The sequence below is a fragment of the Pseudomonas sp. BJa5 genome (genome assembly GCF_030272875.2).
Classification (GTDB): domain Bacteria; phylum Pseudomonadota; class Gammaproteobacteria; order Pseudomonadales; family Pseudomonadaceae; genus Aquipseudomonas.
Map to the genome: position 1 here is coordinate 1 of NZ_JALRNG020000071.1, position 13,164 is coordinate 13,164.

Consider the following 13,164-nt stretch of genomic DNA (forward strand, 5'->3'; position numbering starts at 1 on the left):
GACAGTTGCTCCTACAGTGCTTGGCAGGTGCAGACCCTCGGTTTTAACTGTGGGAGCCAGCGGAGCTGGCGATGGGGTCGACGCAGAGTCAGCGGTTGTGCGTCGTTCGCATCGCAGGCTTCGCCAGCTCCCACAAAGACAGTTGCTCCTACAGTGCTTGGCAGGTGCAGACCCTCGGTTTTAACTGTGGGAGCCAGCGGAGCTGGCGATGGGGGCGACGCAGAGTCAGCGGTTGTGCGTCGCTCGCATCGCAGGCTTCGCCAGCTCCCACAAAGACAGTTGCTCCTACAGTGCTTGGCAGGTGCAGACCCTCGGTTGTAACTGTGGGAGCCAGCGGAGCTGGCGATGGGATCGACGCAGAGTCAGCGGTTGTGCGTCGTTCGCATCGCAGGCTTCGCCAGCTCCCACAAGGGCAGCGGTTACGCCATGGGTGGCAGGCGGCGTTTGACCGGGGTCTTCTTGACGATGGCGGTGTTGGTTTCGGCGTGGCTGTTGAGCTTGTCCAGCAGCGTGTCGAGCTGTTCCATCGAGCGCACATGCAAGCGCGCGATAAAACAGTCATCCCCGGTCACCTTGTCGCACTCGGTGAACTCGGGGATGGCCATGATCTGCCGCTCCACCTCCTGCAACTGGCCCGGCAACGGCCGCACACGAACGATGGCCTGCAACTGGTAACCGAAACAGCGCGGGTCGATTTCCACCGTGTAGCCCTTGAGCACGCCGCGCTCTTCAAGGCGGCGCAAGCGCTCGCTGACACTGGGCGCGGACAGTCCGCTAAGCTGCGCAAGCGCCTTGAGCGAGCGGCGCGAGTCTTCCATCAGCGCCTGGATCAACAACTGGTCGATATCGTCGGTCATCGCAGCCTCGTTAGGCGAATGGTGAAATCTGCCTTGATAGTAAAGGTAGATTGTCAGCTTAGCCTGTTTTATCCGCTGGAATGACCCCGGCCGCACTGGTGATAATTTACCCATCGTCAAGGAGGTGAGTGATGGACAGTTCAATACGCCGTGGTTCGCTGGAAATGGTCGCCGCGATGCTGATCTCGGGGACCATTGGCTGGTTCGTGCTGGTGTCCGGGCAGCCGGTGCTGGATGTGGTGTTCTGGCGCTGCGTGTTCGGTGCCGGCACCTTGTTGCTGATCTGCCTGGCCATGGGCTTCCTCAAGCCCGGTATCCTGACCCTGGCCACCTTCGCCCTTGCCGTGCTCAGCGGCGTGGCGATCGTCGGTAACTGGGTGCTGTTGTTCGCCTCCTATTCACGCGCCTCGATCGCCATCGGCACGGCGGTGTACAACGTCCAGCCGTTCATGCTGGTGGGGCTGGCGGCGTTGTTCCTCGGTGAGAAGATCACCGTGCCCAAGTTGTTCTGGCTGGCCCTGTCGTTCCTCGGCATGCTGGCGATCGTCAGTGCCCATGGCAGCCAGGACGGCAGCGGCAATGACTACCTGATGGGCATTGGCCTGGCGCTGGGCGCGGCCTTCCTCTATGCCGTGGCGGCGCTGATCATCAAGCGCCTGAGCGGCACGCCACCGCACCTGATCGCGCTGGTCCAGGTGTGCACCGGCATCCTCCTGCTGGCGCCCTGGGCCAATACCTCGGGCCTGCCCGCCGAAGCCGGCGCGCTGGCCAGCCTGGTGACCCTGGGCATCGTCCACACCGGGGTGATGTATGTGCTGCTCTACGGCGCGATCCAGAAGCTGCCGACCGCCTTGACTGGGGCCTTGTCGTTCATCTACCCGATCGCGGCGATCTTCGTCGACTGGTTTGCCTTCGGCCATCGCCTGGAGGTGCTGCAATGGCTGGGGGTGGCCGCGATCCTGCTGGCCGCGGCCGGTATGCAGCAAGGCTGGTGGTTCAAGCCGGCGGTCAAGGTCGCGGCGGTCAAGCCAGACTGACGGCCGCCCGGTCGATCAGCGCCGCCACTTCGGCGGGTCTGGACGCCAGCGAAGCATGGCTGGCGTCCAGCTCCAGCAGCTCTTTGGGGTTCATGCGGATGGCCATGAACCTCTGGTTGTCCGGATGGATCATTCGATCATGGGTCGAGAGCTGGTACCAGCAGGGCTTGTGCTTCCACGCCGGGTTGCTGATGGTGTCGCCGAAAGTGCTGGCCAGCGGGGCTTTCTGGGTCACGCTCATGATCAGCCCTTCGTCCTTGCCCAGGTCCTGGCAGAAGCTTTCGTGCAGCTTGTCCGGCTTGATCCACAGGTAGCCATCGCTGTCCGGTTGCAGATTGGCGGCAGCTTCAGGCGGGTTCTGTCCGGTGATGCTGCCCGGGCTTTCGCCGTCGTCGGGGGCGAAGGCGGCGATATACACAAGTCCGGACACATTGGGCTGGTTACCCATCTGAGTGATGACCGCTCCGCCATAGGAATGGCCGACCAGCAGCACCTTGCCGGGAATGCTGGCGACCATCTTGCGCGTGCGCTCGGCGTCGTCGGCCAGCGACGTCAGGGGCATTTCCACGGCGTGCAGGTTGCGGTGGCCCAGGCGCGACAGTTCGAGAATGACCTTGCTCCAGTGGGCGGCGCCGCCCCAGAAGCCGTGGACCAGGACGATGGTGGGTTTCTCGCTCATGGTGGTTGTCCAGTAGTGAGGGTGGGAATGGCAGTGTAGATGTTGCTGCCGTTTCCTGACGGCGGGCAGGGTAGAATAGGCCGCTTTACTCCTGTTGAATCTGCCCATGACCTCTGTGATCGACACCCTCAATCAGCACCTGCTTGCCGCCCTCGATCCGGCGCCGGACGAAACCCGTCGGCTGTTCCATGGCCGTGGCCGCTGCTGGCCGGGGCTGGAGCAAATCACCGTGGACTGGCTGCAGGGTGTGCTGCTGGTGTCGCTGTTTCGCGAGCCGCCGGCCGGGCAGTTGCCGGCCCTTGAGCAGATGCTGCTGTCCCTTGCCCAGGCGCCTTGCTGGACGGGGCAGGCGATTCTCATCCAGCACCGTTACTTGCCCGACAGTCCGGGTCAGTGGTTGCTGGGGGAACCGAGCGAACACTGGCTGATCGATGAAGACGGCCTGCGCTATCAACTGGACCTGGGGTTCAAGCAGAACACCGGATTGTTCCTCGACATGCGTTATGGCCGGCGCTGGGTGCGCGAACAGGCGGCGGGCAAGCGGGTGTTGAACCTGTTCGCCTATACCTGTGGGTTCTCGCTGGCAGCGATCGCCGGTGGGGCCGAGCAGGTGGTCAACCTGGATATGGCGCGCTCGGCCCTGAGCCGCGGGCGGGACAATCACCGGCTCAACGGGCATGACCTGGGGCGGGTGAGTTTTCTTGGGCATGAACTGTTCAAGTCGTGGGGCAAGGTGCGCAAGTTCGGGCCCTATGACCTGATCATCATCGATCCGCCGAGCTTTCAGAAGGGCAGCTTTGTCTTGACCCAGGATTACCGCAAGATTCTGCGGCGCTTGCCGGAGTTGCTGACTGCCGGGGGGACGGTGCTGGCGTGTGTCAATGATCCGGGGATCGGGCCTGAGTTTCTGATCGAGGAGATGGCCGAGGAGGCGCCGGGGCTGAAGTTTGTCGAGCGGCTGGACAATCCGCCGGAGTTTGCCGATATCGATCCGGTGGGGGGGCTGAAGGCGTTGGTGTTTCGGTTGTAGGAGCGGGCTTGTCCCGCGATGCGATGTGACTGATACGGCGCAATCGCGGGGCAAGCCCGCTCCTACATGCTCGATCGCAGCCTGGCGGCAGCGGCTACCGCAGGCGACGCCAGCCGAGCACGATACCGCTGACGCTGAGCACCATGCCACCCAGGCTGAACACGATCATCCAGGCATCCCAGAGCGGGCGCCGCTCCAGCAAGGGCAGCCAGTCCCAGCTGTGCAGCAAGGCGAACAGCCAGCGCGAGGCACGCCTGGATTGATCCACCACACCCAAGACTTCACCGGTGTACAGGTCCAGATGCAGCCAGGTCTGCTGCGGGTCGTCAAAGCGCACGCGCAAGGCCGGCAGGCGTTTCTCCAGGTGCCCGAGCATGCTTTGCTCAGCCCTGGCGTAGTAGTGGAAGTCATAGGCATCGAGCCGTTCGCTGTGTATCCGCGACTGGGGCAGCACCGCCTGGGCAGCCTTTTCCACAACCTGCTCAGGCAGGCGCTCAAGCACCTGTCCGTTCGCCATCGACAGCAGCCGCGTACGGCCAGCGCCATCGAAGGCAACCAGGTAACCCGCGCCGCCAATCAGGCGCCATTCCAGTTCCCGGGCGATGAACCCGTGCTCGGCAAGGCGCGAGCGTGCCTGCGCTGGCGAAACCGGAAAGGCCGCTGCGGTCAGCGGGCCGCCCTGATAGGCCGCCATGTCCGGCGCTGCGCCGGCGCTGAAGATCCGCCAGGGGTTCATCGACATCAGGCCGCTGAAGATCCAGGTGATCGCCAGCACCCCGAACAGCAAGCCGCCGATATGGTGCCAGCGGGCGAACCCCCGGTAGGGCGAGCGTGAGCCGCTGCGGTAGGGCTTGCGGATGCGCCAGCGCAGCACACCGATGATCGCGCCCAGGACCGCCATCAACGTGGCGGCCAAGGACAAGTAGATCACCAGGTTGCCCCACAGCCCGTCCAGGCCGATGCCGCGCAGCGGGTACAGCCAGTGCAGCCAGGCGCCGACCAGGTTCCAGCCACGCTCCAGCGTGCTGGCATCGCGGACCACTTCGCCAGTCTGCCCGGAGAGGTAAAGCAAGGTGCCGTCGGCATCGTCCAGTTGCACGCGTTGCAACGGACGGTCGGGGTCCAGGGCGCGGGAGTGGCTCCACAGGTCCTCTTCCACCACGCCCCGGTAGCTGGGCGCCGCCAGCGGATCATACTGGCGGGCGCCGGCCAGGGCCTGGTCGCGGTCGATCGCGGCCACGCGCTGGCCCGTGCGGGCATCCACCGCCACGTTGCTGCGCCCCGGATAGCTGAACAGGTAGCGCGGCACGCCCGCCACCGTGCTCAGGCGAATGGCCGAAGGCGTTCGCTGCGCATCGGCGGCGGCCAGGGCCGTGCCCAGGTCGACGCAGCAGCCCTGCAGTTCCAGTGCCGGCAGATGGGCCAGGTGCTCCCGGGGTGTCAGCTTGGGGTAGCCGACATAGAGCATGACCATCCCGGAAAAGAACCACAGGGCCATGAACAGGCACAGCCCGATGCCCAGCCAGCGGTGCCACAGGTACAGGTAGCGTTTCATCGGCGGCGTCCTAGAAGCGTGTCTGCAAGGCCAGTTCCAGGGTCCGTGGCGCACCCAGGTAGAGCATGCTCGACGAGGTCCAGCGGGCATAGACTTCATCGGTCAGGTTGCGCACCCGGGCGGTGATGCGGGTGTCGGCATCGACCTTGTAGCCCAGGAATGCACCGAACAGGATGTAGGACGGCGCATGCCGGGTGTTGGCCGCATCGGCATACACCGACGACACGTAACGGCTGTCGCCGCCCACCTGCCAGTTGGGGTCGATGTCGTAGGTCAGCCAGAAGTTGGCCACCCGCTCGGGGATGTTGGTCGGTGTGTTGCCCTTGCGCGATACGCTGGTGCCGCCGACGTTTTCATTGAACTCGTCGTACTGGGCATCGACGTAGGCGAAGTTGCCCTCGGCCAGCAGTTGCGGGGTGACGTGCAGGGAGGCGGCCACTTCGACCCCGCGCGACGATTGCTTGCCCACCGGCTGGGTGAAGCCGGGGTTGGCCGGGTCGGCGGTGGCCAGGTTCTTGCGCTCGATATGGTAGGCGGCGAGGGTGGCGGCGCCACGGCCGTCGAGGAAGTCGAACTTGCTGCCCACCTCGACCTGCTTGCCGGTGCTGAGGTCAAAATCGCGCAGCTGGGCGAAGGTGGCGGTGGTCAGGATGCCGGCCGGTGGATCGGCGGCGGTGCTGTACTGCACATAGACGTTGGCCGCCGGGGTCAGCTGGTAGACCAGGCCGACGCGTCCGGTGGTGGGCTCGTAGTTCTGCTTGTAGTCCAGCGGGTTGTTGGCATCGACGCTGCGGTAGTTGTGCACCTCAAGGTCGATATGGTCATGACGCAGGCCGGTCAGCAGCGACAGCCGCTCGGTCAGTTGCAGGCGGTTTTCCAGGAACGCCGCCCAGGTGTCCACGGTGTTCTGGCGGTTCTTCTGGTAGCCGGGGACCATGCCCTTGAGGTCATAGAAATGCCCGGGATCGAAGTTCGCCGGGTCGACGCTGTCGAACACACCGGTCACCGAGCGCGGGTAGTTCATCTGCACGTTATGGCTGTAGTCGATCCCGCTCGACCACTGGCTGTCCATGCCCAGCAACTGGCCCTGGTGCAGCAGCTCGAAGCGGTTGCCGTTGAGCTCCTGGTCGTGGCGCTGCAACAACGCATTGGAGCGGTTCACCCGGCTGTTGTCGGCGTTGTAGGCGTAGGTTTCGAGGTTACGGAAGTTACGCTGGGTGTTGTAGTGGTACAGGGTGTTGCGCACCGAAGTGGCGTCGTTGAAGCGGTACTCGGTGATCGAGCGTAGCCAGCGTACCCGCTGCTCGTAGCGGCCGTCCTCGACGTTGTAGTTCTCGAAACGCCGGCTTTCGTCGACCTTCATCTCGCCACCCAGCGGGTTGAGTACCGGGCTGCCCCAGTAGGGGCTGTCGACGGTCTCGTTCTGGTACTCCAGGGCCAGGGTGTGGGACAGCTGGTCGTTGATGTCGGTCAGCAGCGAGAAGGCCACGCTCCAGGCGTCGCGTTCCTCGCGGTCGACATAGCCGTTGCTGTGGGTGTGGCTGAAATCCAGGCGGGCGTAGTTGCGGATGCCGTCGCCTTGGTTGAGGGCGTGGTTGAAGCCGAACGAGGTTTCGCTGCTGTCATAGGAGCCGTACTTGATGCGCCCTTCGTTGAAGGATTCGTCGCGGCTGGCCAGCTTGGTGATGTAGTTGATCGAGCCCCCCACGGCACCGGCGCCGAACAGGAAGCTCGACGGTCCGCCGATGGCTTCGACGCGGTCATAGATCCAGCTGTCCACCGGCCGTGCGGCGACGGCGTCGTACTGCACGCTGATGCCGTTGAACAGTTGGGTGATCTGCGCGCCGGAAAAGCCCCGGTAGGCCACTGAGCCGGCGGAGCCGGGCGGGGAGGCGGCGGTCATGCCGGGCACGCCGGTGAGCATGTCCTGGGTGGTCTGGGCGCCGCGCTGTTCGATCTGCTGGCGGTTGACCACCGTCACCGAGGCCGGGGTTTCCCGCGGGGTCAGGCCCAGGCGCGAGCCGGTTTGCGAAGGGGTGTCGAGCAGCACACCGTCTTCGCTGTCGGCGCGCCCTTCGATGCGCAGGTCGGGCAGGGTCAGCGGCGCATCGGCCGCGGCATTGAAGGACAGCGCACAGAACAGTGCCGCGCAACCGGAAAAGCGATAGGAGTAGGGCATGGAGCGAACTCTGGAAATTGAGCCAGCGGCCCGCAGCACCTGTCAGGCAGGCGCGGCAGAAAAGGGCCGGTTACGGGCAGCCGAAACGGCCGCCTGAAGGTTCAAGCCAGAAGCGGGGAGGCGCGGGGGTTGGCGGCGGGCCAGCAATAGCGCGGTGGCGCCTTGCTGGGCAGTTCACGGTGATAGCGACGAATGCGGCTGGCCGCCAGCAGCCAGCCGATGACCAGTACCAGGCCCAGGCAGACCACTGCCGCCGCGCAGACCGGGCAGGTCTGCAGGCTGTCCCAGCCGGCGACCGGCTGATCGCCGAAGTCGCTTTTCAGTGAAGGGCCGGCGCTGCCCATGGCCGAGCAGAAGGCGCCGCCGATGCCGTTGAGTTTCAGGCCCATCATCTGCCCGTGACCGATACCGCAGGCGAACAGATTGAACAGGACGCAGAAATACAGGGTCCAGGCAATCAGCGGGCGGTGGGCGGACGTGGGTTTCATGGGCGCGACTTTAGCACCGTTGGTCGGGGACGAGAAAGCCGAATCAGGCACCCTTTTCGCCGACCCTGGGTGGCGGTGGATTGTACTGGGCGAAGCTGACGTCGTCGGTTTCGTCCACACGCTTTTTAAGGCGCTCGTTGAAGGCGCGGTTCACCGCATATTGCCCGCCGGAACTGGTGCGAAACTGGGCGGTGAGGGTGATGCCGTTGAGGTTCATGCTGTCGACCCCGAACACTTGCAACGGCCCCTGCAGGCTGTGGCGCAGGATCGGGTCTTCGCTGATCGAATGGCCGACCTCGCGGATCAGCTTCAGGGCGCTGTCGACGTTGGTGGCATAGCTGAACTGCACCGAAAAGAAGGCATAGGCGAACTGCCGCGACTGGTTGGTGACCGCCTTGATCTGGCCGAACGGCACCGAGTGCACGAAGCCCTTGGCGTCACGCAGGCGCAGGGTACGAATGGTCAGGCTCTCGACCGTGCCGGCGTGGCCCGAGTCGAGCACCACCCAGTCGCCGATGGCGATGGTGTCTTCGATCAGGATGAACAGCCCGGTGATCACGTCCTGCACCAGTTGCTGGGAGCCGAAGCCGATAGCCAGGCCCACCACCCCGGCACCGGCCAGCAGGGGCGCGACGTTGATACCCAGGTTAGCCATGGTGGTGATGGTGCAGATCACCACCAGGATGATTTTGATCGCGTTGCGCAGCATTGGCAGGATGGTCCGCACCCGGGTGCTGGGCTGGCGCGCGGCGCGGCGCCCGACCGTGGGCTTGAGGGCTTCCTGGATGGCGGTGTCGATCACCACCCAGAGCAGCCAGGTGACCAGCAGGATCAGGCCGATGCTGCCCAATGAGTCGCTGATGGCTCGGCCCAGGCTGTTCTTGAGGGCGAAATCGAGCACGGAAACACCCCAGATGCGCCCCAGCAATTCGATGAAGGTCACGGCCATGACGATACGCGCCAAGGCGTGGGCCAGGTTGCGCAGCAGTTCCTTGTAGGGGCGCAGGCGTTGCCTGGCTTCCTCGCCTTCCTGGTCCTTGAACATGCGCTGCAGCACGGTACTGAGAAACACCGTGACGATCAGCAGGATCGAGGTCATCAGGGCCTTCTGCAGGGCGCGCTGGCTTTCTTCGCCGGCGCCGATCAGGTTGACCGCCGAGACCAGGATCATCAGCAGGATCGGCAGGAACCACAGCGCCGAGAAGATCCGCAGGGTTTCCTGCACGGCGCGGTGTTGCAGGCGGTCGGGCAGGGCGCGGTTGCGGATCAGGTGCGCCACCGGGCGGCGCAGTTTGAGCACCAGCACGGCGAAGGCCAGGGTGGCCAGCAGGCCGGTCAGGGCGGCAACGCTGCTGGTGAAATTGCCGCCCAGGTGCCGGGCGATCTGCGGGCTGGTCAGGGCATCGCTCCAGGCTGCCAGAAAGCCGATCAGGAACAGCGGCCGGGGCGCCACCCGGCGGATGATCTGCACTGCCCTGCGCTTGTGCCCGGTGTCGAACAGGGTGATCAGGCAGAAGATGATCGAGGTCGAGAAGATACCGGCGCTGGTGGCGTAGGCCAGGCTCATGCCCAGCGCACGCCCGGCCGACAGCAGGAGGAAATGGCTGACATAGAGCGTCACGATCAGGCTCAGCACGGCCGGCAGGGTGTAGGCCAGCAGATACTTGATGACCCGGCGCGGCCGCGGCCGGTCGCGAATCAGGCGGGAGCGGCTGCAGGTGCGCGAGAGCATCCGGCCAAAGTTGGTCAGCAGGGCGAAGGCGATCAGCCAGGTGACGGTCAGCAGGGCGAAGTCGCGCCACAGTTCCAGAGGGCTGATGCCGGAATGCTCGGTGACCAGTTGATCGACCTCGTCGGCGGCGCGGTCGGCGCGCAGGCGCCAGTTGTCGATCACATGGCTGTCGACATCCAGCTCCTTGCTGACATCGTCCAGGCCATCGGCGATGGCGCCCAGCAGGCCGCCCTGGACCACGGGCTCTGCAGGTTCCGCCGGTTTGCTGGCCGCCGGCACCAGGGGCGCGGCGCCGGCCAGTTGCAGGCTCAGCAGGCAGGCGAGCAGGAGGGCGAACAGGGATCGGGTCAATGGACTTTCCTCAAACCGTGGATGACGGAAAGGGTAGTCAATGAACCGCTCTAGGGTGAGTGGGCTGGCGTAGGAGCTGGCGAAGCCTGCGATGCGGGCAACGCACACTGACGGGCACCGCGGCGATGCCATCGCAGGCTTCGCCAGCTCCCACAAAGACAATTCTCCCTCAGGGGGCCGGTCCAGGGAGGCGGGCATAAAAAATCCGGGGCCCATCACAGGCCCCGGATTCGCTATACCGACTTACTGCCCGGTATAGATCTGGTCGAACACGCCACCATCATTGAAGTGGGTCTTCTGCACGGTGCGCCAGTCACCGAAGGTCTTCTCCACCGACAGGAAGTCGACTTTCGGGAAGCGGTCGGTGTACTTGGCCAGGATCGCCGGATCACGTGGGCGCAGGTAGTTGTTGGCGGCGATCTCCTGGGCCTCCGGCGACCACAGGTACTTCAGGTACGCCTCGGCGGTGGCGCGGGTGCCTTTCTTGTCCACTACCTTGTCGACCACGCTCACCGGTGGCTCAGCTTCGGCGGAGACGCTCGGGTAGATCACTTCGAACTGGTCGCGACCGAACTCGCGGGCGATCATTTCGGCTTCGTTCTCGAAGGTCACCAGCACGTCGCCGATCTGGTTGGTCATGAAGGTGGTGGTGGCGGCGCGGCCACCGGTGTCGAGTACCGGCGCCTGCTTGAACAGCTTGCCGACGAATTCCTTGGCTTTGCTCTCGTCGCCGCCGGTTTTCAGCACATAGCCCCAGGCCGACAGGTAGGTGTAGCGGCCGTTACCCGAGGTCTTGGGGTTGGGTACGATGACCTGGACGCCGTCCTTGAGCAGGTCCGGCCAGTCTTTGAGAGCCTTGGGGTTGCCCTTGCGGACGATGAATACGGTGGCCGAGGTGAACGGTGCGCTGTTGTTCGGCAGGCGGGTGACCCAGTTGTCCGGCACCAGCTTGCCGTTGTCGGCCAGGGCGTTGATGTCGGTGGCCATGTTCATGGTGATGACGTCGGCCGGCAGGCCATCGATCACCGAGCGGGCCTGCTTGCTCGAACCGCCGAACGACATCTGCACAGTGAGCTTCTCTTTATGCTCGGCTTCCCAGTGTTTCTGGAAGGCCGCGTTGTAGTCCTTGTAGAAGTCGCGCATCACGTCATAGGAGACGTTGAGCAGCGGAGCCGCCGCATGGGCCATGTTGCCCAGGGCGAGGCCTGCGGCCAGAAGCGAGGCACTGAAGAGTTTTTTCACTGCGCATTCCTTGTTCGAGTTGTCGTTAAGGGCATTATGCCAGCGACTATAGCGGTTGGGCCTTAGGCGCTAAAAGATTAAAAAGTACTTTGCTTATTCCAGTTTCTTGAATAGCGCATTGCCGCAGCGCGAGCAGAAGGCTGCTCCGTGCTCATGGTGTTTCTTGCGACATACCGGGCAGTCGTGCAGCAGCTGTTCACCGCGCATCGCATTGGCCAGCTCCGCCGTGAAGATCCCGGTGGGCACGGCGATGATCGAGTAACCGGTGATCATCACCAGTGACGACAACACCTGGCCCAGCGGGGTCTTGGGCACGATGTCGCCAAAGCCGACGGTGGTCAGGGTGACGATGGCCCAGTAGATGCCCTTGGGGATACTGGTAAAGCCATGTTCAGGGCCTTCGACCACGTACATCAGGGTGCCGAACACTGTGACCAGGGTCGAGACGCTGACCAGGAACACGATGATCTTCTGTTTGCTGCCGTGCAGCGCCTCCAGCAGGTAATGCGCCTGCTTGAGGTAGGGGCCGAGCTTGAGCACGCGAAAGATGCGCAGCATCCGGATCACCCGGATGATCAGCAGGTACTGGGCGTCGCTGTAGTACAGGGCGATGATCCCCGGGACGATCGCCAGCAAATCGACCAGGCCGTAGAAGCTGAAGGCGTAGCGCACAGGCTTTGGCGAGCAGTACAGGCGGATCAGGTACTCGACCAGGAAGATCGCGGTGAAGCCCCACTCGATGGCGGCCAACAGGCCCGCGTAGTTCTGGTGGACTTCATCGATGCTGTCGAGGATCACCGTCACCAGGCTGGCGAGGATGATCAGCAGCAGGATGCTGTCGAAGCGCCGGCCGGCGACGGTGTCGGTTTGAAAAACGATGACGTAGAGCCGTTCGCGCCAGCTCGAAGGGGTGTTCATGCTCAACTCCATTGCACAATGGAGCTGAGCCTAGGGGCAGTGCTTCAGCTATGCAAGCGACCGGCACGGCGGGCCAGTGGCTGGCGCATCAGGCGCTGGCCGATCAGCACCAGCCAGCAGGCCAGGATGAACGGCGCGGTCAGGCCCGGTACCGGCAGTTGCGCAACCACAGGTTGCAGGACAATGGCCAGGAGCATGGCCAGCAACGGCAGCCAGGGTTGCTTGCGGGTCTGGCTGAAGGCCAGGGCGGCGAGGGCGGCGTTGAAGCCGTAGAGGCCGGCATAGGCGGCATTGGCTTCGCCACCGAGCAACGCGACGCTGCCACCCAGTGCCGCGCCGAGCAGGGCCCAGGCGGCGGCATAGCGGTTGGCGATCAGCAGGCCAATGGCGATCAGCAGCCCGGCCAGCGCGTTGTCGAGCAGGAAGATCTGGCCCAGTCCGCGCGCCAGGGCAAACAGGGCATTGTGTTCCATGGTGCTGGCGGCGCTGGTGGCCGGTTCGCTGACCGCCAGGACGGCCCAGCCGATCAGCACGAAGGGCGCGGTGTAGGCCGGCAGCAGCAGGTTGGAGCTGGCGCGCTTGAGCCACTGGTGCACGAGCATGCTGCTCAGGCCGCCGGCGGCGATGATCAGCGGCGGCAGGATCGCCGACCAGGGCAGGGCGTAGCTCAGCAGCAGGCCGATCAGCACGCCGTTGTAGCTGTACAGGCCGGCCTGGCGGTCGGTGCGGTTGTAGCCGCGGCGCTGGGCGGTGAGCAGCCCGGCGAGGGCGCCGAGCAGGGCGCCGCCGACCAGATCGGGGGCGGTGACGGTGATGGCCAGCAGGCAGAACAGGCCGCACAGCGGATTGCGCTGCAGCAGGACCTGGCTGAAGCCATTGAGCAAGGCCGTGGCCCAGTCGGGGCACGGGTTGACGAAATTCTTGGTGTACATGGGGGCAGTCTGGGTTGATGTGGAGTGGGGAGCCTCTATCGGGCCGGGTTGTCCCACGTGGGTTTTGTGTTGATTTCATCGCGGGGCAAGCCCCCGCCCACACGGGTTTGGTTATAAAAGTGGGGGGGGGGGTTGCCCCCGAAGGGGATTTACAAAAAACAAAA

Annotated in this window: 11 protein-coding genes; 2 read left to right on the forward strand and 9 right to left on the reverse strand. The window is 64.5% G+C overall.

The window, feature by feature from the left end; all coding sequences use genetic code 11:
- Window positions 1-419 precede the first annotated feature (419 nt).
- Window positions 420-857 carry an Lrp/AsnC family transcriptional regulator gene (locus tag M2D63_RS25195; protein WP_285865813.1) on the reverse strand — a complete coding sequence of 146 codons (438 nt, stop codon included), beginning with the start codon at window positions 855-857 and terminating at the stop codon, window positions 420-422.
- 131 nt (window positions 858-988) lie between these two features.
- Between M2D63_RS25195 and M2D63_RS25200 the strand changes: the two genes are divergently transcribed.
- Entirely contained in the window at window positions 989-1,894 is a 906-nt protein-coding gene (locus M2D63_RS25200; RefSeq protein ID WP_285865814.1) for a DMT family transporter, read from the forward strand.
- Here M2D63_RS25200 and M2D63_RS25205 read toward each other — a convergent pair.
- Window positions 1,881-2,573 carry an alpha/beta hydrolase gene (locus tag M2D63_RS25205; RefSeq protein ID WP_285865815.1) on the reverse strand — a complete coding sequence of 231 codons (693 nt, stop codon included), beginning with the start codon at window positions 2,571-2,573 and terminating at the stop codon, window positions 1,881-1,883. The genes M2D63_RS25200 and M2D63_RS25205 overlap by 14 nt on opposite strands.
- A gap of 106 nt (window positions 2,574-2,679) precedes the next feature.
- Between M2D63_RS25205 and M2D63_RS25210 the strand changes: the two genes are divergently transcribed.
- Window positions 2,680-3,603, forward strand: coding sequence for a class I SAM-dependent methyltransferase (locus tag M2D63_RS25210; protein WP_285865816.1), 924 nt, complete (start codon window positions 2,680-2,682; stop codon window positions 3,601-3,603).
- 94 nt (window positions 3,604-3,697) lie between these two features.
- On the opposite strand, the gene M2D63_RS25215 is transcribed toward M2D63_RS25210, so the two are convergent.
- The 7 genes from M2D63_RS25215 to M2D63_RS25245 all read right to left on the reverse strand — a co-directional run bounded on the left by M2D63_RS25215 (window position 3,698) and on the right by M2D63_RS25245 (window position 13,000).
- Window positions 3,698-5,158, reverse strand: a complete 1,461-nt coding sequence (locus tag M2D63_RS25215; RefSeq protein ID WP_285865817.1) for a PepSY-associated TM helix domain-containing protein — start codon at window positions 5,156-5,158, stop codon at window positions 3,698-3,700.
- A 10-nt stretch (window positions 5,159-5,168) separates the two neighbouring features.
- Window positions 5,169-7,337, reverse strand: a complete 2,169-nt coding sequence (locus M2D63_RS25220) for a TonB-dependent siderophore receptor (RefSeq protein ID WP_285865818.1) — start codon at window positions 7,335-7,337, stop codon at window positions 5,169-5,171.
- 101 nt (window positions 7,338-7,438) lie between these two features.
- Window positions 7,439-7,825 (reverse strand): DUF2946 domain-containing protein, encoded by a 387-nt coding sequence (locus M2D63_RS25225; protein WP_285865819.1) that lies wholly within the window; start codon window positions 7,823-7,825, stop codon window positions 7,439-7,441.
- A gap of 43 nt (window positions 7,826-7,868) precedes the next feature.
- Entirely contained in the window at window positions 7,869-9,908 is a 2,040-nt protein-coding gene (locus M2D63_RS25230) for a mechanosensitive ion channel family protein (protein WP_285865820.1), read from the reverse strand.
- A gap of 243 nt (window positions 9,909-10,151) precedes the next feature.
- A complete protein-coding gene (locus M2D63_RS25235) occupies window positions 10,152-11,150 on the reverse strand; it encodes a sulfate ABC transporter substrate-binding protein (protein WP_285865821.1) in 999 nt (332 codons plus the stop codon).
- Between the two features lie 93 nt (window positions 11,151-11,243).
- Window positions 11,244-12,068, reverse strand: coding sequence for an ion transporter (locus M2D63_RS25240; RefSeq protein WP_285865822.1), 825 nt, complete (start codon window positions 12,066-12,068; stop codon window positions 11,244-11,246).
- Between the two features lie 44 nt (window positions 12,069-12,112).
- Window positions 12,113-13,000, reverse strand: coding sequence for an urea transporter (locus M2D63_RS25245; protein WP_285865823.1), 888 nt, complete (start codon window positions 12,998-13,000; stop codon window positions 12,113-12,115).
- Window positions 13,001-13,164 lie beyond the last annotated feature (164 nt).

Excerpts from the sequence above, each read along its gene's own strand:
- M2D63_RS25200 (WP_285865814.1), top strand. The coding sequence starts at position 989 with ATGGACAGTTCAATACGCCGTGGTTCGCTGGAAATGGTCGCCGCGATG.
- M2D63_RS25240 (WP_285865822.1), bottom strand. The coding sequence starts at position 12,068 with ATGAACACCCCTTCGAGCTGGCGCGAACGGCTCTACGTCATCGTTTTT.
- M2D63_RS25245 (WP_285865823.1), bottom strand. The coding sequence starts at position 13,000 with ATGTACACCAAGAATTTCGTCAACCCGTGCCCCGACTGGGCCACGGCC.
- M2D63_RS25215 (WP_285865817.1), bottom strand. The coding sequence starts at position 5,158 with ATGAAACGCTACCTGTACCTGTGGCACCGCTGGCTGGGCATCGGGCTG.
- M2D63_RS25210 (WP_285865816.1), top strand. The coding sequence starts at position 2,680 with ATGACCTCTGTGATCGACACCCTCAATCAGCACCTGCTTGCCGCCCTC.
- M2D63_RS25205 (WP_285865815.1), bottom strand. The coding sequence starts at position 2,573 with ATGAGCGAGAAACCCACCATCGTCCTGGTCCACGGCTTCTGGGGCGGC.
- M2D63_RS25225 (WP_285865819.1), bottom strand. The coding sequence starts at position 7,825 with ATGAAACCCACGTCCGCCCACCGCCCGCTGATTGCCTGGACCCTGTAT.
- M2D63_RS25220 (WP_285865818.1), bottom strand. The coding sequence starts at position 7,337 with ATGCCCTACTCCTATCGCTTTTCCGGTTGCGCGGCACTGTTCTGTGCG.
- M2D63_RS25195 (WP_285865813.1), bottom strand. The coding sequence starts at position 857 with ATGACCGACGATATCGACCAGTTGTTGATCCAGGCGCTGATGGAAGAC.